At 33.9% G+C, this 21,834-nt stretch carries 27 protein-coding genes; 6 read left to right on the top strand and 21 right to left on the bottom strand.

Annotation, left to right across the window (positions count from 1 at the left end; all coding sequences use genetic code 11):
• Nucleotides 1-13 precede the first annotated feature (13 nt).
• The 11 genes from fliF to DJ93_RS20805 all read right to left on the bottom strand — a co-directional run bounded on the left by fliF (nt 14) and on the right by DJ93_RS20805 (nt 8,494).
• Complete coding sequence (gene fliF, locus DJ93_RS20855; RefSeq protein ID WP_042982992.1) at nt 14-1,567, bottom strand: flagellar basal-body MS-ring/collar protein FliF; 1,554 nt, start codon at nt 1,565-1,567, stop codon at nt 14-16.
• A gap of 22 nt (nt 1,568-1,589) precedes the next feature.
• Nucleotides 1,590-1,889: a flagellar hook-basal body complex protein FliE gene (gene fliE / locus DJ93_RS20850; RefSeq protein WP_042982991.1), complete on the bottom strand. Its 300-nt coding sequence runs from the start codon at nt 1,887-1,889 to the stop codon at nt 1,590-1,592.
• 17 nt (nt 1,890-1,906) lie between these two features.
• Nucleotides 1,907-2,308, bottom strand: a complete 402-nt coding sequence (flgC, locus tag DJ93_RS20845) for a flagellar basal body rod protein FlgC (protein ID WP_042982990.1) — start codon at nt 2,306-2,308, stop codon at nt 1,907-1,909.
• 20 nt (nt 2,309-2,328) lie between these two features.
• Nucleotides 2,329-2,736 carry a flagellar basal body rod protein FlgB gene (gene flgB / locus DJ93_RS20840; protein WP_042984279.1) on the bottom strand — a complete coding sequence of 136 codons (408 nt, stop codon included), beginning with the start codon at nt 2,734-2,736 and terminating at the stop codon, nt 2,329-2,331.
• A 504-nt stretch (nt 2,737-3,240) separates the two neighbouring features.
• Nucleotides 3,241-3,513 carry a hypothetical protein gene (locus tag DJ93_RS20835; protein ID WP_042982989.1) on the bottom strand — a complete coding sequence of 91 codons (273 nt, stop codon included), beginning with the start codon at nt 3,511-3,513 and terminating at the stop codon, nt 3,241-3,243.
• Nucleotides 3,503-3,871, bottom strand: coding sequence for a flagellar export chaperone FliS (locus DJ93_RS20830; RefSeq protein WP_042982988.1), 369 nt, complete (start codon nt 3,869-3,871; stop codon nt 3,503-3,505). The genes DJ93_RS20835 and DJ93_RS20830 overlap by 11 nt, the downstream gene beginning before the upstream one ends.
• Nucleotides 3,872-3,893: 22 nt before the next feature.
• Complete coding sequence (locus DJ93_RS20825) at nt 3,894-5,249, bottom strand: flagellar hook-associated protein 2 (RefSeq protein WP_042982987.1); 1,356 nt, start codon at nt 5,247-5,249, stop codon at nt 3,894-3,896.
• A gap of 21 nt (nt 5,250-5,270) precedes the next feature.
• A complete protein-coding gene (locus DJ93_RS20820) occupies nt 5,271-6,134 on the bottom strand; it encodes a flagellar hook-associated protein 3 (protein ID WP_042982986.1) in 864 nt (287 codons plus the stop codon).
• A 110-nt stretch (nt 6,135-6,244) separates the two neighbouring features.
• Entirely contained in the window at nt 6,245-7,543 is a 1,299-nt protein-coding gene (gene flgK / locus DJ93_RS20815) for a flagellar hook-associated protein FlgK (RefSeq protein WP_042982985.1), read from the bottom strand.
• Between the two features lie 17 nt (nt 7,544-7,560).
• The gene (locus DJ93_RS20810) at nt 7,561-8,013 is read right to left on the bottom strand and encodes a hypothetical protein (RefSeq protein ID WP_042982984.1); all 453 of its coding nucleotides are present in this window, start codon (nt 8,011-8,013) and stop codon (nt 7,561-7,563) included.
• 16 nt (nt 8,014-8,029) lie between these two features.
• On the bottom strand, nt 8,030-8,494 hold the full coding sequence (locus DJ93_RS20805; protein ID WP_042982983.1) for a YaaR family protein: 465 nt from the start codon (nt 8,492-8,494) through the stop codon (nt 8,030-8,032).
• A gap of 150 nt (nt 8,495-8,644) precedes the next feature.
• Here DJ93_RS20805 and DJ93_RS20800 point away from each other — a divergent pair, with 150 nt between their 5' ends.
• Together DJ93_RS20800 and DJ93_RS20795 are read left to right on the top strand one after the other, a co-directional pair.
• Nucleotides 8,645-9,142 carry a flagellar motor switch protein FliG gene (locus DJ93_RS20800; RefSeq protein ID WP_042982982.1) on the top strand — a complete coding sequence of 166 codons (498 nt, stop codon included), beginning with the start codon at nt 8,645-8,647 and terminating at the stop codon, nt 9,140-9,142.
• A gap of 51 nt (nt 9,143-9,193) precedes the next feature.
• Complete coding sequence (locus tag DJ93_RS20795; RefSeq protein ID WP_042982981.1) at nt 9,194-9,976, top strand: CheR family methyltransferase; 783 nt, start codon at nt 9,194-9,196, stop codon at nt 9,974-9,976.
• A gap of 42 nt (nt 9,977-10,018) precedes the next feature.
• Here DJ93_RS20795 and DJ93_RS20790 read toward each other — a convergent pair whose 3' ends face one another.
• The 5 genes from DJ93_RS20790 to DJ93_RS20770 form a co-directional block, all read right to left on the bottom strand.
• Nucleotides 10,019-10,735 (bottom strand): hypothetical protein, encoded by a 717-nt coding sequence (locus DJ93_RS20790; protein WP_042982980.1) that lies wholly within the window; start codon nt 10,733-10,735, stop codon nt 10,019-10,021.
• 27 nt (nt 10,736-10,762) lie between these two features.
• On the bottom strand, nt 10,763-12,049 hold the full coding sequence (locus DJ93_RS20785) for a hypothetical protein (protein ID WP_042982979.1): 1,287 nt from the start codon (nt 12,047-12,049) through the stop codon (nt 10,763-10,765).
• A gap of 28 nt (nt 12,050-12,077) precedes the next feature.
• Nucleotides 12,078-13,712 (bottom strand): flagellar motor switch protein, encoded by a 1,635-nt coding sequence (locus DJ93_RS20780; protein WP_042982978.1) that lies wholly within the window; start codon nt 13,710-13,712, stop codon nt 12,078-12,080.
• 141 nt (nt 13,713-13,853) lie between these two features.
• Nucleotides 13,854-15,812, bottom strand: coding sequence for a chemotaxis protein CheA (locus DJ93_RS20775; protein WP_042982977.1), 1,959 nt, complete (start codon nt 15,810-15,812; stop codon nt 13,854-13,856).
• A 120-nt stretch (nt 15,813-15,932) separates the two neighbouring features.
• Nucleotides 15,933-16,301, bottom strand: coding sequence for a response regulator (locus DJ93_RS20770; protein ID WP_042982975.1), 369 nt, complete (start codon nt 16,299-16,301; stop codon nt 15,933-15,935).
• 402 nt (nt 16,302-16,703) lie between these two features.
• Between DJ93_RS20770 and DJ93_RS20765 the strand changes: the two genes are divergently transcribed.
• Nucleotides 16,704-17,306 carry an HD domain-containing protein gene (locus DJ93_RS20765; protein ID WP_042982974.1) on the top strand — a complete coding sequence of 201 codons (603 nt, stop codon included), beginning with the start codon at nt 16,704-16,706 and terminating at the stop codon, nt 17,304-17,306.
• 75 nt (nt 17,307-17,381) lie between these two features.
• On the opposite strand, the gene DJ93_RS20760 is transcribed toward DJ93_RS20765, so the two are convergent.
• Nucleotides 17,382-17,528: an RNA chaperone Hfq gene (locus DJ93_RS20760; RefSeq protein WP_052109595.1), complete on the bottom strand. Its 147-nt coding sequence runs from the start codon at nt 17,526-17,528 to the stop codon at nt 17,382-17,384.
• 58 nt (nt 17,529-17,586) lie between these two features.
• Nucleotides 17,587-17,727 carry a hypothetical protein gene (locus DJ93_RS30980; protein WP_374937156.1) on the bottom strand — a complete coding sequence of 47 codons (141 nt, stop codon included), beginning with the start codon at nt 17,725-17,727 and terminating at the stop codon, nt 17,587-17,589.
• Between the two features lie 370 nt (nt 17,728-18,097).
• Between DJ93_RS30980 and DJ93_RS20755 the strand changes: the two genes are divergently transcribed.
• On the top strand, nt 18,098-18,217 hold the full coding sequence (locus DJ93_RS20755; protein WP_042982972.1) for a YjcZ family sporulation protein: 120 nt from the start codon (nt 18,098-18,100) through the stop codon (nt 18,215-18,217).
• Nucleotides 18,218-18,412: 195 nt separating this feature from the next.
• Entirely contained in the window at nt 18,413-18,928 is a 516-nt protein-coding gene (locus DJ93_RS20750) for a VOC family protein (protein ID WP_052109592.1), read from the top strand.
• Nucleotides 18,929-19,123: 195 nt separating this feature from the next.
• Here DJ93_RS20750 and nfsA read toward each other — a convergent pair whose 3' ends face one another.
• The 3 genes from nfsA to DJ93_RS20735 form a co-directional block, all read right to left on the bottom strand.
• Entirely contained in the window at nt 19,124-19,858 is a 735-nt protein-coding gene (nfsA, locus tag DJ93_RS20745; protein WP_042982971.1) for an oxygen-insensitive NADPH nitroreductase, read from the bottom strand.
• A 114-nt stretch (nt 19,859-19,972) separates the two neighbouring features.
• Nucleotides 19,973-20,290: a magnetosome magnetite crystal formation protein family gene (locus DJ93_RS20740; protein WP_042982970.1), complete on the bottom strand. Its 318-nt coding sequence runs from the start codon at nt 20,288-20,290 to the stop codon at nt 19,973-19,975.
• Between the two features lie 114 nt (nt 20,291-20,404).
• Nucleotides 20,405-20,983, bottom strand: coding sequence for a YdcF family protein (locus DJ93_RS20735; protein ID WP_042982969.1), 579 nt, complete (start codon nt 20,981-20,983; stop codon nt 20,405-20,407).
• A 158-nt stretch (nt 20,984-21,141) separates the two neighbouring features.
• Here DJ93_RS20735 and DJ93_RS20730 point away from each other — a divergent pair, with 158 nt between their 5' ends.
• Nucleotides 21,142-21,819 (top strand): DUF421 domain-containing protein, encoded by a 678-nt coding sequence (locus DJ93_RS20730; protein ID WP_042982968.1) that lies wholly within the window; start codon nt 21,142-21,144, stop codon nt 21,817-21,819.
• Nucleotides 21,820-21,834: the final 15 nt, after the last annotated feature.

Below are 21,834 nucleotides of genomic sequence, written 5' to 3'. Positions count from 1 at the left end.
TGTTTTTCCTCCCTTACTGTCCGTTTAACCATTTTTTAATCACTTTTGCAGTACCTTCTACATGCTCTTTCGTAGCTTCCTGCACTTGTTCATCTAATGTAGGTTCTGATGGTTCTGGTACTATTTTTTCTTCTGGAATTTCCATAATCACTTCATTGCTAGCAGCAATTTCATCTTCTGCTAAGTATTCATCATATTCCTCTTCGTCTTGCTTTTTCTTACGTCTCGCTAAGAAGAACCATAATAGACCTCCAAGTGCTAACAAGCCACCTGTAATTCCACCGATTAACCACCAGTTAAATCCACTTTCTTCTGGCTCTTTCGTTTTCTCTACTTTCGGTTGATCAAACTGAACCGTTACGACGTTAACTTGACCGTTTGTAAAGCTTCCATTCGGATCAATTTGCAGTCCAGCTGCCGTACCGATTGCTTCTTTAAATGTTGTCATATCGATTCTTCGTTTTACTAACGTATCGTTATCTATCCATACAACGACATTTGTTTTTGTTAATTCTGGATGTTTCTTAATCGTTTCAACGGTTTTATCTATTTCATAGTTTTCTATTTTGTTACCATTATTATTATCGTAGACGATTTTACCATTTTGATTATTGTTCGTACCATAGTTTGGCACTTCACCGTTCGCTGTAATACCAGCACCTTGCTTCGTATCTGCTCCTTCTTGTGCAGTAGAGCGTTCTTCTTGCTCCTGTTTACTACGAAGTACACCTTTATCACCATATTTTTCTGACTGACGTGTAACTTCATCATAATTTACAGTAACTTTCGTATTCACTTTATATTCATTCGGCTTAAACATCGTCATTAACGTTGCATCAATATCTTGCTTTAATTTACCTTCAATTTGCTGCTGCATCTCAACTTCTTTTTCATAAGAAGAGGAACTAGTAGAATGTGCTTCATCTGCCCCTTTCGAGATAACACCTTTTTTGCTATCAATGACACTTACTTCTTCTGCTTTCACACCAGGAATTGCTGCGCTAATCATTTGCTGTATGCCCGCAACTTGATCAGCTGTTAATAGTTGTCCACGTTTCACTCCAACAGTAATTGCAGCTGTTCCTTTTGCCTTTTCTTCATCAAAAATTGTTTCTTTTTCAGGTAATGTAATTTGAACATTTGCCGTTTCAACCGTCGCAAAGTTTCGAACGATATCTTGCTCCAATTGTTTTTTCGTACCTACAATCTGCTTCATTTTCTTATCTTGCTCACTTGAACCGAGCGAGCTTTCTAATAAAATTTCCTCACCGCTTTTAGAATTAAACGGCAAACCCATTCCATTCATTTCTTTTCGAACCCATGGAGCGTCGTTCTTTTGCACTCGAATCGAACCATCGGCTGCTAATTGGTAATCAACACCTAGCTTCGATAATTCTGCTGTAATCTCTTGCTTATCTGCATCATTTAAATTTTGATATACAACAACATATTTATCTGGCAAGGTGAAATATAAAAGTGCTCCTGTTGCAATCGCCAAAAGTGCAGCACCGATGACCATCTTATGCCACGTTTTTAACGATTGGAAAACATTCTTTATCTTTTCCATTTAAACACACCCGTCCATTTTCCTAAATTTGCATATTCAGTATTTGTTTATAGTTTTCAATCAGATTATCCCGTACAAGAGCCGCTGTTTTCATTTGTGATTCAGCTTTCTTTTGTTGAATTAAAACATCATGTGTTTCTCCCACACCTTTTGTCAGCAAATCATATACAGCTATTTGCGCATTGTTTTGCGTTTTATTCATATCTTCCAATAAATCAATAAACTTCTTTCCTTCAACCATAGACGTTTGTGAAGCTTTCGGTACACCAATTGGTTGAATCGCTCCAAACGGCTGTGTATTTAACATTGGTTGGATTTTCATACTTTCCCTCTTCTCTATTATCCTCGGCCGATTTCTAAATCTTTATCGAGCATTTTTTTATTCGCATTTAATACACTCGTATTTGCTTCATACATTTTTTGAGCAACCATTACATTCGTCATTTCAGCTGTTACATCAATATTCGGATAACGAACATACCCCGTTTCATTCGCATGCGGATGAGATGGATCGTAAACAAGATTTTCGTTTGGATCCGATTCAATGCTTTTTATTTTCACACCATCAGCTGGAACTGAGTCTAACATGCTTGCAAAACTATTATTCGACTCTAACACAACACTACGACGGCGATATGGATCCCCTGTTGTATTAACATTAACAATATTATCAGAAGTAACTTCCATCCATTTTCGTGCCGCAGTTAATCCTGATCCACTTGCATTAATTGCCTGAAACATAGCTGTCTCTCCTTTTACTCTTAACGTCCTCGTGCAGCTTGATTAATAGCATATTGCGTATTAATCGCATTAATGGAAATACCGTATAATTGATTTATTTTCATTAAATCTAGCATTTCAGTCGTCGTATCGACGCTATTCCCATCTTTATTCGTTTGCATCGACTTCATCTGAATCTTTGCATATGTATTTTTTGTGTTTGCCGTCGGTAAATGCATCTCATTCGTTTGATATAAATCTGCATTGTTCTTTAAATCAGCAATGTTTTTTTTGTACAACTCACGGCTTTTATTCATCTGTTCAACAAAAGTTACATCCTGTGCTTTATAGCCAGGTGTATTTGCATTTGCAATATTACTAGAAACTGTATTTCGTTTTGTTACTAAATAGTTCATATAGTGCCTTACATCACTAACTAAATCTGGCATATTCCACACCCTTTCTTTTCCATCATCCTCGTTTACGAGCACGATGAACCACTGATGGAACTTTCACTTCATTATTCGTTTTTCTATATGTATCTATTTATTAAAATAATATATATTATTTACCCTTCAATATTTTATTCCATTTTTTCAATATTGTCTTTAGAAAAATAACAAAAATCTAAAAAAGAACGTAAGAGAACAGAACACTTACCATTCTTCTTTCATTTATATTCATAAAGTGAAACCTCTATCAGCGGAATGTCTTGCTTCATAAATAATTGGACTCCCCTTAACTTTCTTAGTTTAATCGAAGGAATCCAATATGTAATTATGAAATCCTGATTCATTTTCTAGCATCTAAATCACAGCCTTCTAAAATAAAAACGTAACTCCGCAACCATTACATCCTTCTGTTTTAACTCGGCATAGGGCTAAAATAGGATTTGACCGTTTCTACGCACGGCTAGATTTGCTCTCCCACCTAAAAAGAAGGCTTTTATCATTTCAATATTTACCGTAAAACAAATTCGCCTTCATCCGCCCATCATTTTCCATAATCATTTCTTCTACTATCTTTTGCTTATCCCTAATATACTGAGCCGCTCTAATAATGAGTGGACTCACTTTTTCTGCAACGTCTGTACGTGTCTCTTCATCCAACGTCATCATCCAACGATTTAACATTTCACTCTTCTCAGCAAATTCTTCATCAGACACCTGAAGCTCACCTATTTCATTAAAACAACCGATAAATGCTTGATAAATGTCATTGTTCATTTTCTAACGCCCCACGGTAGCCATCTCTTAAATCTTGTAACACCTTTACAATTGCATCGATATCTTTCGCTTCACGTTTTACTTTCATTGATTGGATTTGCACGCTAATCCAATCATATAAGCCAAATAAACTATCATATAAATCCTTCGTAATTTCTGGATTTAATTGTAGCTTCAATTCTTCAAAAATACGATCTAACTTTTCAAGAAGAGCATCCCCTTCTTTTAATTGAAAACTATTTAATAGTTCTTCTAAGTTACGAAACTCAACGATACATCTTTCATAAATAAAGATTGTGTTTTTAATTGGATTACTCGTTATAATATCGTTTTGCATATAACGTTGCCATGCTTGCATACAATCACTTCCTCAACTTTCATTAATCGTCACTTTTTTGTTTTGTCATTGCTTTAATTGTTTTTAATTGACTATCAAGTGCTGCCAATGTACTTTCTAGCCTTTGATATTTCTTTACAATTTCATCTTGTTTTTGCCGATTTTGCGTCTCAATATCTTTAATCTTTTTTTCTAAATCACTTACACGTGAATCGATACTTTTTACTCGTTCTCCGACAACACCTTTATCACCAAACAGTTTTTCAAGTGGTTCCTCCATCATTTTCCCTAAACCGTTAGAACTAAAGAAAAATTGTTTCGCTGCATCCGTTTTCTCTTTTAACGCTTTCGTTAATTTTTCCTCATCTATTTGCATCGTTCCATCTTGTTTTAATTGGATACCGTATGTAAACAAATAGTTACCATCTTTCGAAAACGTCACAACGTTATTCATCGCTTGACGAACACTTTGCATAATCGCTTGCCCTTGGAAAGCACCATTTTTCCCATCAAAAAGATCTACTGTAGAAACAGCATCATTATAATCTGCTACCATCTTCTTAATAAGATTAACAGCATCTGTTACGTTCGAATCACTTACTGTAAACCTCAGATCTACACCTTTTGCTTTTTCGTCTACTGCTTTCATTTCTGTATCTGTTACTTTTAGCAATTCAATTTTCACACCAGGAAGTGTTTCAATTGTATTGCTAGAACTTTCCCCCTGAATACCATTAATACTATATATTGCATCTTGTGCTTCATTAATTGTGTTTACTGCTTTACCTTCTTTTGTAGACAATCCCATCTGTTGAAACAATTGAGATTTACCTTCTTTAAACTTAATTTCACCTTCTATTCCTTCTTTTTTAGAGGACATAAAGATTTTTCCACCAAGCGTGTATGCAGATACACCATAATCCCCATCATTAATTCGATTAATTAAATCTTTATACGTCATCTCCTTTGTTACTTTAAGCTCTTTACCATTAAATTCTAACGTTTCATCCTCAGGTAATTTATCATCTATTTTAATTTCATTGGAAGCAATTTGATGGCGCTGTGCAAGCTGTTTAATTGTCATATTAAACGTCCCAGCAATTGCTCCTCCATCAGCTTTCACATTAATGTAACCGTCTTGCGTCGTTGTAACTTTTTTCTCATTCCCTTTAAAAGAGGCTAAGTTTTTAAATGTTTGTGTAAAAGAACTAAATTTTGCTTTTAAACCTGTATATAATAATTTATCTTGTTCAAGTTGATTCTTTTCAGTCGTATACGGTGTTTTTCTCATATCTAACGCGTTCATTTCTAATTCTACAAAGTTAGAAGTATCAATCATATTATTACCGAGGTTCCAAATCTGCTGTCTTCCGCCAATACCTGTTAACGTTCCTGCCATACTTTTTCACTCCTTATTTAATTACATATAATCTAAAATACTAGTTTTGCTCATCGTACTAACAGCTTTCAGTGTCGCTTCGTACGTTGCGTTTATATAAGCTAAATCGGAAATAGCTACCGCTAAATCTACATCTTCAATTTCTTTTCGATTTTCTTGTAGCGCTAAATTTTGTTCACTTAAAATTGTTTTAAACGTCTCCATCGTGTTCATTGTTGCACCAACTTCTGTCGTACGGTTAATGACGCTATCTAAATTTTTCTTATTTTCCCCTAATAACGATTGCAATGCTTTTTGATCACCATTTTTCATCGCTTCACTCATCTGTTTTAACGTTTTTATAACCGGGGACAATAAAGTTTCTCCATTACGAAATACCTTTAATTCATAACCATCATTTAATTGCCAATTTACATCATTTTTTCCACCCTGATACGTACCATCGTCTGTAAATGGAGGTTGTTCAGCACTGTCTCCACCAAAAATATATCGACCTCGCTCTTTTGTATTCGCTAAATATACAACTTGTTTTACAATCTGATCAAGCTCTGCCCCAATTGCTTTCAATTCTTTTTCGCCATTTGGTTCATTTAACGCTTGTATCGTTAATTGATCCGCTCTCGTTAAAGATTTAAGAACACCTTGTAATGTATTTGCTGTTTGCGTTAATACATTTTTTGAATCGGCTAAATCCTTTTGCATTTGTTCAATATTTGCTAATGAGTGCTGAATTGCAAATGATTTACTTGCTGCAAGAGGGTTTTCACTCATGAGATGATTTTTCTTACCTGACGTTACTTGGTTATGGTTATATTGTTGCTGTACATTCAAATCCATCAATTTACTTTTTGCCCAGTTTGCATTTTGAAATGTAGATACTCTCATACCTATCCTCTCCTTTATCTATATTTGACTTAGCACGGGGTAGGAAAAGGCCCCAATACGGCTAGCTCCTCTCTTCCACACTAAAAAAAGGGGGGCGTTTTTACTACGCGTTATCTAATAATTGAAAACAGGCTATCAAATACTTCATTCATTGTCGTAATCGCTTTAGAATTCGCTACGAAATATTTTTGGAAAGCCATTAAGTTGACCATTTCCTCCTCCATATTGACGCCTTCTATACTCATTTTTTCTTGCTGAATACCTTCTAATAAGTCTTTATGAATAGTTTGATAAGCGTTAACTGCACTTTTATCAGAAGCTACGCCAACAAGAAGTTGATCTAATGCTTGTTTATAAGAAAGTCCCTCTCTATACTTTTCATCTGTAATTTCCGCAAGTTTATTTGCTGCTTCAGAAGAAATTTTCATTTTCGAAACATCTTTTGTAAATTCTGGGTTTAGGTGAATATCTCTCGCATGATCTCCTACAAAGAAATCTTTTTTCATAACTGTGTTCACTTGGCTTTTTACAGAGCTCATTAATTCATCAAGATTTTTCTTATAACTAGCGATCTTCGCTTTCGTGTCAACCGCAGATAAAATCGCACCGCCACTTAACGGAATATCTGATCCGTAAATTTGGACAGACATTGGCTCTTTGTCTTTTTGCAATTGAAGTGGATATACATCTTGACCGTTTACCGTTAAGACACCATTCATTCTAACAATTACGATATTAGGATTCATAGATTCATAAGACACTTCTATATTGGCATACTTAGACATCTCCGTCACAATACGATCACGCTCATCTAACAGTTGGTTCGGCACTTGTGAGCCCGCCTGTCCAATTTTTTTATTCGCTACCGCTAAACTAGAAGCAAGACGATTAAACTCATTTACATGAGCTTCAATATCTTCTGTCGTTTGTACTTCTACTGTATCAAAGTTTTTCGCAAGACGATTTAACTGACTTGTGAACTTACCTGTTTCAGCAATTAATATGTCATAGTAATTTGGTTGTTCTGAATTTTTCGCTACTTCACGAAACGCATTAAAGAACCCATCCATTAAACTAGATAATGAATTCTTTCCTGTCGTCCCTACCATAGACTCTACGCGTGATAAAGTAGAGTTCATATAAGCATAATAAGAGAACTGTGATAATTGATCATTATATTGTTTCGTTTTCACTTCATCTGTAATACGATCGACACCTATCGTGTGTACACCGTAACCTATTCTTTGTTCCGGCGTGTCACCATTACTCGCCCCAACAGATCCGTAGTCTACCATTTGACGCACATAACCAGGTGTGTGAATGTTAGACAAGTTTTGTTTCGTTGTTTGTAAACCCATTTGTGCCGCTAACATGCCAGATAACGGTGTATTATAATCAGATAACCTCATGATTTTTCACTTCTCCTTTACAATAGTTCATTTATAAAGATGTGCGAATTGTTGTTTTTCTCTAAATTATATTCAGAAACAGAATCCACAACACTTTCCGTAATTTTTGATATTACGTTTAAATAATATTTATTTTTTAAAAGAATCATTTTTACCTTCTCTTCTAATTCTACCAATGTTTTTTGTAATTCTTCTATTTTTTTAATTTCTTCTTCAGAGAAGTACGAAAATAACGAACGCACGCGAAATGGCTCGATTCCATTTTCTTTACAAAATTGAACAACCATCTCCTCAAAAAAGATTGTTAATTGTTTTACACCGTCTATGTACTGCAATTGTTCTACTTGTAATTTTTGTACAGCATTTACATCCTTTTGTTGTAAATTCTCATATATTTTCTCTCCAAGCATATGAATATTTTCATATGCTTTTTTGATCACAACGAGCTTTTCATATAATTGTATGTACATATAACTTCCTTCCTTTTTACAATACTAGGTTTACAATTAAACCGTGAATTTCTCCAATTTGATTTAACATTTCTAAATGCCCTGTTTTTGTATTAATTAAATTCATAACATCCTCTAACTCATTTAAACCCGTTTCAGCTTGTTTTACAATTGTCATCTTTTGCGAGTATCCGTACCGTGGATGGCGTGACATAACATCTTTATACTGCAATACATTGTCAACATAGAAATTCAAAAATGATTTTACAGTATTTTTGTATTCCATAACATTATCAAGTGTTAACTCTAATTCAATTTTCCCTTTAATTTCTCCAATATTATCAACAAGCGCTTCCATTTGTTCTAGCAATTTATCTTTTTTTGGATCTGCATGCAAATCATCAGAAAAGGAAAACCCTACCTTCGCACGTGCTTCTTTCGGTATTTGAGAAGCTGGCGGTATTTGTGATAAGTTTAGATTATGTGAAATAGAACGTAGCATATATACCACCTTTTTTGTTTTATTTTCAATTTATTTTTCTAAATACCAAATTAAAAAACGTTTTTTGATAATTATACTCTGTATAACAAGATTTTGCAGTTATTTTTTGTAGAAGATATGTTACAATTTAGCATGAGGTGTCACAAATCTATGAATATTTTCCTTTGTGGTTCAAACCAATTAACAGCATTAGATCGAGATGAAATAAAAAAATTTTTAACCGACTATGCTTACAAACATAAAATTTATATATTATGTTACAAATCTATTGAAAATGAAGTCCTTCGTTTCTTCGTTGAAAATGAGCGACTTGCTCAAAATTTATGCCTTTATACATTACAACCATTACATTTACTAACAGACGAATTTCAAGAGGTTGTCGATTATTTAAAAGCACATGGAGCCAGGTATACTGCCTTTGATCACCCATATGATTCGATTTATCGATCAGAGTATATGTTTTTTGTCAAACAAATTGTTGAAGATACCAATTTAGTTCTCTGTTTTTATAACGGAGATAAACATACGTCTATTATCCCTGTTGATGTTGCAAAAGATGCTGGGATTGATGCCGGGATTTATGATCTACCAGGTCTACATGAAAAACAAATGAAAAAAAGTTTTGAACAAAAAATTCGCATGATGTAATACATGTAAAAAGGGGGAGGCACAATACACTATATTGTGCCTATTATAAATATGATGACTGAACAAAATTACGAATATTTTATAGCGAGTTTTAAACAACAATTTAATATGGATATAGCTTCATATAAGCAAGATAGAATGCGCCGAAGAACCGATTCTTTCATTTCTCGAAAAGGTTTTGAAAATTACACAAACTTTTTAAATAGCTTGCGGAACAATCAAGATTTGTTTACAAGTTTTATTGATCACATTATGATTAATGTATCAGAATTTTTTAGAAATAAAGAGCGATGGAAAACATTAGAAACGAAAGTTCTTCCGAAACTATTAGAACAAAACAGCGGTAAATTAAAAACATGGAGTGCTGCCTGTGCTTCCGGTGAAGAACCATATACACTTTCATTAATTTTATCTGAACGTTTACCAGCATTTCGTTTTGAAATTCAGGCAACCGATCTTGATTTTCATATTTTAGAAAAAGCAAAACAAGGTCAATATGCCGAACGCTCTTTAAAAGGATTACCTGAGATAATGAAAAAACGTCATTTTGCAAAAGAAAATGATACATATATATTGAATCAAAACATTAAACAACAAGTCACATTTAAACAACATGATTTATTAATGAAACCTTTCGATACAAATTATGATTTAATCATTTGTCGTAACGTTATGATTTATTTTACAGAAAAAGCTAGAGGAAAGCTTTATGAAAAATTTAGCCGTTCTTTACGAAAAGGCGGCGTACTTTTTGTCGGTAGCACCGAACAAATTTTAACACCCGAACGCTTTAATTTTCAGCGCTTCGATACATTTTTCTATGAAAAAATATAACAAAAAGATCGCCTTCTCAATGCAGAATGGCGACCTTTTTTATTATATCATGTGAATTAACATGCTACATATAATCCATATAAAAAGAAAACAAATTGTTATAGACCATTTATGCTTTTGCACTCCGTCTTTTAATTGATGGGATAGCTGCGTCATATTCATCTCTGCTAACGCCCGCCATACACTCGCATCATGCTCTTTCGCAAGACGATCTGTTCCACTAATTAAAATTGTTTCATTCGATAACTTTGTCATATAAGCTGTAATAACCGTCATCATTAAGTTTATATTTCCTTGTGAAGAATCTTGTTCAACTCTCGCAACAAGTGCACTTACATCCAGTAATGGGATAAGAACTTTTCTCCCAAACGATAGCTGCACTGCAGCAAAATCATACGTCCCGTCTAATAAAGGAATCTCTTTCACATGCGCTTGTTTAATAAGACCTTGTAGACTTCTTACAATCTGTTCGTATATTTGTTCTGATTGCCGTCCTTCTTTTGATAATGTATGAAGCTTCGAAAACAACTGCAGTACTGTATCCATTTCTTTAGAAAGGGTTTCTTCTATTATCTTCCCATCAGATAAACTGGCTAGTAAAATTCCTATTTCATTATTCCTCGTAATAATTTGAAATTGACTAGTAAATGCAAGTTTACTTTGTTTCCGTTCTTTCTGTACTTCATGTTCCGAAATAGCAGCAGGCTGTTTTAATGGTTCTAACGTCTTATTTTCAATTGTCGTACGTTTGATCTCCACTTTAACGCCTCCATCAACACCATACTTTTAACCCCACTGTTTATTGCTTTTTAAAACTAAAAATAATACAAATACCCCCGATATAATAGCAAATACATTTGAAGCTTGTATACCTTGTTCTTCTTTCTTTTTCGATTCCTGCTTCTCTTTCTTACTCTCCACTTTTTCTTTCTTTTTAGAAACGACCTTCTCATCCTTTTCATTTGATCTTTCTTTATGGACTTTCGGTGTTTCTTTTTGGAGTTTACTTTGCTTCTCTTGTTTTTCAGATATAGGAACAACTGGAGGTTTCTCATCCCCTAACACTTCCTGTTGCTCTTTTTCTTGGTGCTCTTGGTGCTCTTGCTTCTCTTCTTGAATCGGCTCTTCTTTTTTTGGCTCTTCTTTTTTCTCATTCTCTTCTTGATTTTGTTCTACAACTGTGACTACATACTCACTCTCTTTAATGAGCTTATTCCCAGCCGCATCGACGATTTCAACAGCAAGACGGTATGTACCAGCTAGTAAGGCTTCCGTTATTTCATATGTTTTTCGCCAATCCATGTCTCGCTTATTATAATCTAGTAAAAAGGTAATATCGCTATTTTCCTCTTTCCCTTTTAATATAACTCGCATTTCTTTCACAGTTGACTCTACATCTGATGCTTTCACACGAATATTGAAAGCCTCTCCCATTCTACACTCCACTATACCATCTTTCGCCTCATCAATTACGAGTTGCTCTAACTTTGGGAGTTCTTTATCTAATCGTGGTGCTTCATTTTTAATATGAACGAGCGGAACCTTTACTTCATCTTCTATTAAATTTTCTTTTTCAGCTTCTTTACGGATTTGAATGAACTGAAGATGCCAATCACCTTCTAAATCGTACGACTCCACTTTATAGTACGTAATCCATTGCTTCGTTCCTGCTTCATATTTAAAAGATAGCATTCTCTCTTGTGCATACTGCCCATCATTTTTTTGTAATTGCAATATCCCTTTTACACTTTGAATATTTTGCTCTTTCAGCTCTATAGCAATCCGAACTTTTTCTCCAATTACAATGTCCTGTTTACTAACGATAACAGCGCCGAACTCTGTTTCTATCTTTTGTTCTTGATTTTGTTCTATCTTTTGCTCATTTTCTTTTACTTCTTTGCTATCTTTTGGTTGTTTCGGTTGTTCTTCAACTTCTTGTTTTTGCTCTTCTTGCTGATTCACTGGATTTATCTGATCTTGAACGATATCTTCTTCCGCTTTACTTTGCAATGAAAAGAAGATAATCCAGTGCAAGATAATCCACCCAGCGAGAAAAAACTTTATATTTTTCATCTGTTTTTTTAACTCCTACTGTGGTGTTTTATAGAGATTTTGTCACTTTCACACCGAAAAAACCATCGACATTCACAATTTCTCCGTACGCTACTAATATATCATTTATATAAATTTGAATTGGTTCATCAATATCTTCATCCAGTACAACGGCATCATTATCGTGTAAACTTAATATATCCTGAATCGTTCTCATTGTACTTCCGAATACAAACTTCACATTCACTTCTACATTTTGTAAAATTGACGCGTCCATATATACTAGATCATTCTTTTTTATTTCTTGAAATTCAATCGGTTGCGCTATCAAAACTGGAATTTCTTCCTCTTCTACAACCTCTTCCTCCTCTATCATTGGATAAAGAAGGCGCCTTACCATTTCCTTCGCTTCTAGAATTGGTAAAATTTGATACATTTTTGAGTAGACAAGGTCACCAATCTCAATGTTGAATGTAATCTGGACAAGTTCATTCCAATCCATTCTTTTCCCTATATGCACCATTTCTTCTTTTAATGTGACAAATTTTACTTCTGGAGGCGTAATATCCATCTTTTCCATAAACATTTCTGACATCGCTGTTGCTGCGTGTCCCATCATTTGGTTCATAATTTCTTTTATACCACTTAGCTCTAACTCTCCAAGCTCTCGCTCTAGATCGACCTCTCCCGTTCCCATCATCATAAGATCAAACATTGTTAAAGCAACATCTTTCGTAAATACGAATACATTCTCATTCTTTAGTCCTTCAACAAAATCAACATTTAAAATAACAAATGGGATTGGCACACCATCATAATGGCGCACACTAATCGTTTCTACATTGGGTGTGCTAATAGTCACCGACTGATTTAATAGTGCCGATAATACTGTTGATGCTGAACCGATTGAAATGTTCGCAATCTCCCCAAGTACATCTTTCTCTTCTTGTGTTAATTGCTCTTTCACAGCTAATGCTTCTATCACTTGTTTCTCGTCTATTTCTGTCTGTCCATCCATTACATCCTGCTCTATATCATCCGAGAGCTGTAATAATTTATTTACCATTTGTTTCGCATGTTCAACTGATACAATTTGTACAAGTTTAGAATTAAAAAGATTTTCTATTTTCAAGTCAAATGATACTTTAACAATCGTATGATTCCCATCAATATCAGAAATTTTCTCCATCTCTTCTATTAACTTTACAACTTGAATCGTTGGAGGCGACATATCGACTGTATCCTGAAAGAATTCCGACATAGATGTTGCTGCAAGTCCCATCATTTGATTCATTGCTTCCTGCACTGCACTTAGCTCTAATTCGCCCAGTTCTTTTCCTTCTTCAACTTCACCGGTTCCCATCATCATTAAATCTGAAATAGCTAAAGCAACATCTTGTTGAAGAACTAAAAGGTTTTCCATATCTAGCCCTTTTGTAAAATGAATATTTAATACGACATGAGGAACTTCAATTTCTCTCGCATCGTATAAATCTATCATTTCGACATGAGGGGCAGTAATACTTACTTGCTTATTTAAAATAGTTGATAATACTGTCGAAGCTGAACCAAATGATATATTTGCTATCTCTCCAAGAATATCGCACTCTTGAGACGTAAGATGCTGATTTCCTTTTTCTAGTACAATTACGTCCGCATCCCCTTTTATGTGCTGTTCAGGCATTTTCTCTACCTCCTCATTTCTATTTTTCTGTAAGATTGTTACCATATATAAATCCATTTTCAATTTGCATAGATATGTCATTTTATAGTCGCTATTAGCCAAAAACTCCCCAATTCTATACATTAGGGAGTTTCATTCATATTACAAACCTTCTAGGTTTAAAATAAGGACTACCCGTCCGTCACCAAGAATTGTCGCACCAGAAAAATGATTTGAACTCTCTGCAAAAAAGTCACCTAACGACTTTAAGACAATTTCCCTTTGACCAATAATTGCGTTTACAATAAGTCCATAGCTTCGATGTGTATTACGAACAATTAGCATAGGAACCATTTGACTATCGTATGACACAAACGCTTCGCATGCTGTTTTTTCACCCAAAACAACACTTAAATGTTTCACTTCAATAATTTGATCACGATAATTGAAAACATCTTTCCCTTGTAAAGATTGTATATCTTCTTTCTTAATTCGAATCGCCTCTACAATATTTCCAAGAGGTAAGGCATAACGAGTTTCATTCGTTTGAACAAGCATAGATTGAATGATAGAAAGTGTTAATGGTAACTCAATACGGAATGTGCTACCTTTTCCTTCTTCCGAGTCAATAATTAAATGTCCACCTAAACTGTGAATCGTATGTTTTACAACATCTAATCCAACTCCGCGCCCAGAAAGATCTGAAACAACTTCTACGGTGCTAAATCCTGGTTGGAAAATAAGATCAAATACTTCACGATTCGTTAGTTTATTAGCACCATCTTCAGTCACAATACCATTTTTAATTGCTTTTTCTAATACTTTTCCTTTATGAATCCCATTCCCATCATCCGTAATTTGAATAACAACATGATTACCACTATGAAATGCCTCTAATTTAATCGTACCTGTCTCACTTTTCCCTGCGCCACGGCGTTTCTCCACTGTTTCAATTCCATGATCAATTGCATTACGAATTAAATGAACGAGAGGATCTCCAATTTCATCAATAACAATTTTATCGACTTCAGTATCTTTACCTGTAATTTGCAAATTAATTTTTTTACCTAAATCTTTCGCTAGCATTCGCACCATACGCGGAAAGCGATTAAAGGCTGTTTCAATTGGTACCATGCGCATATTTAATAATACATTTTGAATATCTTTTGAAATATCACCTAATCGGTTTAAATGCTCGATTAACTCTTTATTTTGAATCGTCTCTGCCAACTCATCAATGCGCCCACGCTCAATGACACTTTCCTCAAACATATTCATTAATCTTTCAATTTTTTCCAATTGAACACGAATAGAACGATTCTCTACTTTCACATTTCCTTTTACTATCCTAGCGTTAGTTGCTTGAGAAGCTGTTTCAGTCTGCTTAATTACAGACTGTTCGGCTTCTTCCTTCTCTTTTATAACTACTTGAGAACTGCCACTATTCTTCACTTCTACTTTTTCAATTTCAGAAACGTGAAACACTGCTTGTTTTAACTCTTCTTCGTCTTCGCCTGAATTTATGTAGACTATAAATTCAAATCCAAAGGCATCCGCTTCAATTTCTTCAATACTTGGGACTGTTTTTTGTATATCGCCTAGATTTTGTAGCGCTTCAATACACATAATGGCACGTACCGCTTTTAATATTGCTTGTTGTTCAACAGTAACATGAATCTCATGTGTAACTACTCTATCTTTCTCAACACTTACTTGTGAAAAGCTACCTTCAGCAGCAACTATATCACGGTTTAATAATGTTTCTAATTTACGTTTTGTCTGATTAACATCTATATTTCCCGTACCGCCTTGCTGCACATCCGCAACCATTTTCTCTAAATTATCAATACACTCAAAAACGACATCTATAATATCAGCATTTACTATCATTTTTCCATGACGGATTTCATCAAGAACATTTTCCATCTTATGCGTTAAGTCCGCCATTTCTGTAAATTCCATACTTGCAGACATCCCCTTAAATGTATGGGCTGAACGGAATATTTCTCCTACTACATTCATATCAGCAGGATTTTGTTCTAAATTCAGTACGTTTTCATTTAAAGATTGTAAATGTTCTTCTGCTTCTTCAAAAAATATATTCAATAGATCTGTTTGCATTCTAATCTCCTACCTATCAAATATTTCATTTATTTATAAAAATTTAATGTTTTAAAAACGACAACAAAGGAGGCGCCACTCTTCTATCAGTGTTCGATTCTTTGTGGCACCCCTTTTATATTAGCTCGCTGCTACTTTTGTTAATGCTTCAATAACCCGATCAGCTTGGAACGGCTTTACAATAAAATCTTTCGCTCCGCCTTTAATAGCATCCAACACCATCCCCTGTTGTCCCATTGCAGAACAAATAACAACTTTTGCATTCACATCAAATTTCATAATCTCTTTTAACGCTTCAAGTCCGTCCATTTCCGGCATTGTAATATCTAAAGTTACGATATCCGGCTGAAGCTCTTTATACTTTTGAATTGCTTCTATTCCATTTTCTGCTTCACCGATAATTTCAAATTCAGAATTACTTTTTAACAAGTTTTTAATCATTGTTCGCATGAACATCGCATCATCTACAACTAAAATTTTGTGTGCCATTCTCTTTTATTCTCCCCTTCCTTTTATAACAATATCTTAATATTAGATATTAACATTCTTAATCATTATACAAAATAAAACAAAAAAAACTATTATTTTTTAATAATCAATTCATTTTTTTATTTTTATAACGAATTTTAAAAACGAATTATGAAATGCTACTTACAACTTGATAATCTTTCTTCCAATTTTGCAATAAACCATATCCACCACTCATGCAGAAAGTGAATCCCAGTTTGATGAAAATTTTTCATCTACTATATGTCCTTCTACAACGATTGCAATCTATGCCAATTATTAAATAATCAACCATCTTAATTCATAAATCTTAATAATGTAATAAAATTGACACATTTCATTTTTATACTAAAATTACAATATAGCAATGTGAGGAGGATCCGTATGGAACATAACATTTTAAAGGTCATTGCACTAGCAGAAAAACTAAAATATGAAATGAGACATAGTTGGCTGTCTAACGGTCGTCAGGAAAGCGTTGCAGAACATACATGGCGCATGTCGTTGATGGCTATTTTAGTTCAGCCATATTTAGATAGGGAAATAAATATAGAAAAGCTACTAAAAATGGTGATTATTCACGATCTTGTAGAAGCGGAAGCTGGAGATATTCCTGCCTTTGATACGATGAATAGTCGTGAATTACAATTAAACAAACAAGAAAATGAACAACAAGCAATTTTAAATATTAAACGTACATTAGAAGGTCCTCTTGGTGAAGAGTTATACGACTTATGGATGGAATTCGAAGCAAAAGAAACGTACGAAGCAAAGATTGCCAATGCTCTTGATAAACTAGAAGTAAAGATTCAGCATAACGAAGCAGACATTGATACGTGGCTCCCAATTGAACATAAAATGACTTTCCAAGTCGCTAAACATACTGACTTCGACTCTTTCTTATCCAAATTACAAAAAATCATTGAAAACGATGGTGAAAAGAAATTAATTGCTGCTGGCATTGATGTCGAAGCTTGTAAACAATAATAATATATAAAATAAGTCACTCAGTAGAGTGACTTATTTTATAATTGTTGATACAGCTTGTTTGTAAATAAGTTGCTACTTTCCATTTACAAGAATAAAAATAGTAAATCTATCTAATGCAATAATATCTCCTACTATTTTCACACCACTCTTCAAGAATACAGTTACTTCACCTTTTTCCCCTTTCATTTTTTCATAGAAATCTTCTTGTAACTTCTTCATCTTCTCTTCTCCCCTGTCCAAATCAATTATTATATAACTGTAGATCCTCTATATAAGTCTACTCATTTATAAATCCATTAATCATTACATTAGAATGTAATTCGAACAACAAACTCTTATCATGAACTAATCCATATGTAGCAACAAATCGAATTAATTTCTGTTCTTTCTTCTCTACTTTACCTTGTAATTTTCTCATCTCCCTACCTATACAAAAGATCACTTTCCCCATACTATTACTTGTAAAATTACCCCTTCACAAATAATAAAGTACAGTTATCAGCATGTCCAGAAAGAAAATAATCTCTATTAAAAAATATTTTTTTATTTTATTTTTTATTTATTTTTTTATATTTTATTTATTTTTGTATATTTTTGTGATATGTTTTTATTTGAATCGACATGCTTATATTTTGGAAGCTCTACCATTTATGTGGTGGAGCTTTTAATTTTATACACCCATCTATCCAATTCAAAACCTGGACTTGCTCCTTTTTTGTGAAAAAAACATATCATATAAAATAATTCATTAGTTATGTAGATTAATTTTCTAAAAAGGAGGAGACTTCATGAGCCATGGTGGTAGTTGCGCTAGTTTCGGTGGTGGATTTGCTTTACTTATCGTGCTATTCATCCTTCTAATCATTATTGGATGTAGCTGTTGGGGCGGCGGCGGATACGGGTATTAAAATTTATATCCAATGAGTACTAATTTACTCGGACAGAATTACATTTGCTTACTAAAAAATATATGAAAACAGCTCATCTTGTGTGAGCTATTTTTCATACTTTTGTATGAAATCATATCCTTCTTTTTCACGATTTCAATAGATGACATATTGTTTATGATTGGATAAGAAAACATATATTCTAAGGAGGATCACATGATTAAAGGTCTTTATGAAGCACATTTGCCTGTCCGTAATTTAGAAATCTCTATACCCTTTTACGAGTCACTAGGACTTAAATTATATAAAAGAGAAGAGAAAATTGCTTTCTTTTGGATTATAGAAAAGGAAAGTTGGCTCGGGCTTTGGGAAGGAGATGAATATAAAACAACGTATCATCCTTCTTTACGACATATTGCTTTTCAAGTAGGATTGAGCGACTTAGAAAAAGCAATAGATTGGTTACATACAAAAGGGGTTTCTGCAAGGCAAGACTTCGGAATGGAGCCTCTTGAACCCATTGTTTTCCCAGAACTAGCACACGCCTCGTTATATTTTAACGATCCTGATGGAAATAGTTTAGAGTTCATCACAAAATTACCTATTGAATTGCCTATAAAGGAGAAAATGTATTTAAGTGAATGGAAAAAGCGTGTACATTTTTCTCTTTCTCATGTTGTGACACCGCTTGAATATCATCTATTAAAATATTATATGCATTTACCTTTTTGAAATAACAATCTAACGATTTAATTCGTAACCTTTTATTCGTTACAACGAAGTAATGATAAAAAGTTGCACCGGCAATAACAAGACTCAGTATTATTCTAGAATTTACAAACCCTCCCTCTATACATATTCGAAAACAACTATGCTTCTCCTCTAAAAAGGGGTAAATCTGCATCTACAGATTTACCCCTTCGTATTTTATTTATTATTAAACCCTTTCTCACTTAAAAATTCTTTCATGTGCATTCTCTTCTCTTTTGACATAAATGAGCTCATTGATCCTGTCCACGTTACATTTTTTTGATTCGACGTTCTTCCCTTATAATATTCATTTGTCGTTTTGTCATATTCTTCAAGTAGTTCATTATATTTATTCTCATTATATTCATTTTCATGAAGAATTGCGGCAACTGGTAAGCGTGGCTTCACTGCATGATTTTCATCTGGCACTCCAACTGTCATTCCGAAAACAGGATATACTTTATCGGGTAAATGAAGCAATTCACTTACTTCTTTTGGATTGTTACGAATTCCTCCAATATAACAAATGCCGTATCCTAATGATTCTGCTGCAAGTGCGAAGTTTTGTGCAAATAATGAAGCATCTACTGTTGCGACAATGAAGTCTTCTACTCCTTCATGCTTCATCTCTGTACCATGTTTTTCACATGCAATTTCTAAACGTTTTAAATCTGCACAACAAACAAAGAAGGCAGCACAATTTTTCACATGGCGATTTCCAGATAACTCTGCTAATTGAGCTTTCAATATCTCATCTGTTACGTATACAACAGAATACGCTTGAACAAAATGTGAGGAAGCTGCATGCTGGGCAGCTTGCACCATTCTTTCTATGATATCTTTTGATATTGGTTCTTGTTTATATTTACGAACTGAAACGTGTTGCTCCATTTTATGTATAATCTCATTCATCAAAATCACTCCCTTTTCTTCTTCCTATTGAAAAATTAACATATCTTTTTCAATATTCACAACTTATATGCACAAAAAAGAGCAATTCTCACAGAATTGCTCTTTTCAATCTTTTTAAGCTGCTTTTAAAACTTTTACACCTTTAACAATATTCCAAATGAAGTAGTAAATCCCTACAAGAATAAAGACTACATACGTGATAGCAATTGCAATTCCAACGCCCTCAGACTCACCGAACCCTAAACCGAACGCACCTGAAAGTGCTAATCCACCAAATAAAATTGCGTACGGGAAAATATGTGACCAAAATGCTTTTTTCGCATGATATTTCACGTCATCTTCCGCAACGAAGTAAACGATAATTGGAAGTAAAAACGGTGCAAAAAAGATACTAAAGTAACAAAGAGAAGATAAAATATTATTGCCTTTCATATACGATTCACCTCTAAAGTTTTCTTATTTTTGTTACCTTTATTATGTCAGATAACTACTTTAGAAACTATCGCTTTACCTTTCACTAACGTGACACATTTGTAAGGTTCATTACTATATTCGATTTGTTAACCAATATTGTATAATTGCTAAATATTCTCGTACGTTAGATTGGATTATAATTGGATTCGGTGTTTTGGTCGGAAGCCCATCTAATTTCAATCCTTGTTTTTCTGCAATTTTTTTTGCTCGGAACATATGAAAGTCATTTGTTACAATCATCCCTTTTTTCATATTTGCTGGAATAAGAGATTTTGAGAATTTAATGTTCTCATCTGTATTCGTCGAGCGATCTTCCAATATAATTCTTTCTTCCGGAATATCTTTCTTCATTAATCCTTTTTTCATCGCTAATGCTTCTGAAATATCTTCACCTTTTCCTTGACCACCGGATACAATCGCAATGGTTTTCTCATGCGACTTTAAATACTCAGCAGCTTGATCAATGCGATATTGTAAAGAATAAGATGGCTTTGTCCCATTCACCTTTGATCCTAACACAATCATATACTCAGCATCCTCTGGTGCGTTCATATGACCATGTTTATAAATATGGTATTGTAAAACTCCTGCAAAAACCGCAACAATCGTCATAACAACTAAACTGTACTTCATAATTTTTTTCTTTAGCATTCACACATACTCCTATTTTCTCTATTTTTTTATCATAATGTCCATCAATTTGTTTGTATACATGTAATTTCCAATTCACCCTAAATTCTCCTCTAAAAGTAATATTTATTATAAACATGGGAATAATAAATACAACTTCGCACGAAGGAGTGTACATATTGCTTGTTTTTTTATGTAAAGTATCGTTCTTCTTTCTATTATTTTTAATATCGCTCAAGCTACTAGGAAAATCCGCACTTGCACAATTAACACCTCATGACTTTGGCGCAATTATCTTTTTGTCTTATTTAGCTTTCCAGGCGATTCCTGTTAACGGAGCTTTACAAGCTTTTACCGGTATGGTTGTCATTACTTGTTTACACCTAATCCTTACAAAATTAAGCTTACTAAATAAACTCAATCGCTTCGTTCTTGGACATCCCATTATTTTAATTAAACATGGAGATATTGTTTTTGAAAATTTAAAGAAGAGTAGGTATCCGATTGCCGAACTACTTTCTAATCTTCGGGTAGCAGGATATCCTAGCGTCCATGAGATTGAATATGCAATTTTAGAAGCAAATGGGGCCATTAGTATTTTACCTAAAAGAGAGCTCGTTCCCCTTACTCCAAAAGATATGAATATTGATGTTTCATATGCTGGGTTGCCAATCGCACTCATCGTTGATTCACAAATTCAACATGATAATTTAAAACTAATCCATAAAAATGAAAAGTGGCTATATAAAGAACTTAAAGAAAAAGGAGTCACGGATATTAAGAACGTCGCCTTTGCTTCCGTTCAAGAAACGAACGGATCCTTCGCTATTAGCTTAAAAAATAAAAAATCCCCTTAATTTTTATAAGGGGAT

Origin of the sequence: Bacillus clarus, from assembly GCF_000746925.1 — a bacterium.
GTDB classification, from domain to species: domain Bacteria; phylum Bacillota; class Bacilli; order Bacillales; family Bacillaceae_G; genus Bacillus_A; species Bacillus_A clarus.
The sequence above is the reverse complement of the archived record's forward strand: the minus strand, read 5'-3'. Positions and strand labels throughout refer to the sequence as shown.

Excerpts from the sequence above, each read along its gene's own strand:
- DJ93_RS20755 (WP_042982972.1), top strand. The coding sequence starts at position 18,098 with ATGAGCCATGGTGGTAGTTGCGCTAGTTTCGGTGGTGGATTTGCTTTA.
- DJ93_RS20760 (WP_052109595.1), bottom strand. The coding sequence starts at position 17,528 with ATGAAGAAGTTACAAGAAGATTTCTATGAAAAAATGAAAGGGGAAAAA.
- DJ93_RS20795 (WP_042982981.1), top strand. The coding sequence starts at position 9,194 with ATGATGACTGAACAAAATTACGAATATTTTATAGCGAGTTTTAAACAA.
- DJ93_RS20770 (WP_042982975.1), bottom strand. The coding sequence starts at position 16,301 with ATGGCACACAAAATTTTAGTTGTAGATGATGCGATGTTCATGCGAACA.
- DJ93_RS20835 (WP_042982989.1), bottom strand. The coding sequence starts at position 3,513 with ATGAACAATGACATTTATCAAGCATTTATCGGTTGTTTTAATGAAATA.
- flgB (WP_042984279.1), bottom strand. The coding sequence starts at position 2,736 with ATGCCAGATTTAGTTAGTGATGTAAGGCACTATATGAACTATTTAGTA.
- DJ93_RS20805 (WP_042982983.1), bottom strand. The coding sequence starts at position 8,494 with ATGCTACGTTCTATTTCACATAATCTAAACTTATCACAAATACCGCCA.
- flgC (WP_042982990.1), bottom strand. The coding sequence starts at position 2,308 with ATGTTTCAGGCAATTAATGCAAGTGGATCAGGATTAACTGCGGCACGA.
- DJ93_RS30980 (WP_374937156.1), bottom strand. The coding sequence starts at position 17,727 with ATGAGAAAATTACAAGGTAAAGTAGAGAAGAAAGAACAGAAATTAATT.
- DJ93_RS20780 (WP_042982978.1), bottom strand. The coding sequence starts at position 13,712 with ATGCCTGAACAGCACATAAAAGGGGATGCGGACGTAATTGTACTAGAA.
- DJ93_RS20800 (WP_042982982.1), top strand. The coding sequence starts at position 8,645 with ATGAATATTTTCCTTTGTGGTTCAAACCAATTAACAGCATTAGATCGA.
- fliE (WP_042982991.1), bottom strand. The coding sequence starts at position 1,889 with ATGAAAATCCAACCAATGTTAAATACACAGCCGTTTGGAGCGATTCAA.
- DJ93_RS20765 (WP_042982974.1), top strand. The coding sequence starts at position 16,704 with ATGGAACATAACATTTTAAAGGTCATTGCACTAGCAGAAAAACTAAAA.
- nfsA (WP_042982971.1), bottom strand. The coding sequence starts at position 19,858 with ATGAATGAGATTATACATAAAATGGAGCAACACGTTTCAGTTCGTAAA.
- DJ93_RS20750 (WP_052109592.1), top strand. The coding sequence starts at position 18,413 with ATGATTAAAGGTCTTTATGAAGCACATTTGCCTGTCCGTAATTTAGAA.
- DJ93_RS20740 (WP_042982970.1), bottom strand. The coding sequence starts at position 20,290 with ATGAAAGGCAATAATATTTTATCTTCTCTTTGTTACTTTAGTATCTTT.
- DJ93_RS20785 (WP_042982979.1), bottom strand. The coding sequence starts at position 12,049 with ATGAAAAATATAAAGTTTTTTCTCGCTGGGTGGATTATCTTGCACTGG.
- fliF (WP_042982992.1), bottom strand. The coding sequence starts at position 1,567 with ATGGAAAAGATAAAGAATGTTTTCCAATCGTTAAAAACGTGGCATAAG.
- DJ93_RS20810 (WP_042982984.1), bottom strand. The coding sequence starts at position 8,013 with ATGTACATACAATTATATGAAAAGCTCGTTGTGATCAAAAAAGCATAT.
- flgK (WP_042982985.1), bottom strand. The coding sequence starts at position 7,543 with ATGAGGTTATCTGATTATAATACACCGTTATCTGGCATGTTAGCGGCA.
- DJ93_RS20820 (WP_042982986.1), bottom strand. The coding sequence starts at position 6,134 with ATGAGAGTATCTACATTTCAAAATGCAAACTGGGCAAAAAGTAAATTG.
- DJ93_RS20825 (WP_042982987.1), bottom strand. The coding sequence starts at position 5,249 with ATGGCAGGAACGTTAACAGGTATTGGCGGAAGACAGCAGATTTGGAAC.
- DJ93_RS20775 (WP_042982977.1), bottom strand. The coding sequence starts at position 15,812 with ATGCAAACAGATCTATTGAATATATTTTTTGAAGAAGCAGAAGAACAT.
- DJ93_RS20830 (WP_042982988.1), bottom strand. The coding sequence starts at position 3,871 with ATGCAAGCATGGCAACGTTATATGCAAAACGATATTATAACGAGTAAT.
- DJ93_RS20735 (WP_042982969.1), bottom strand. The coding sequence starts at position 20,983 with ATGCTAAAGAAAAAAATTATGAAGTACAGTTTAGTTGTTATGACGATT.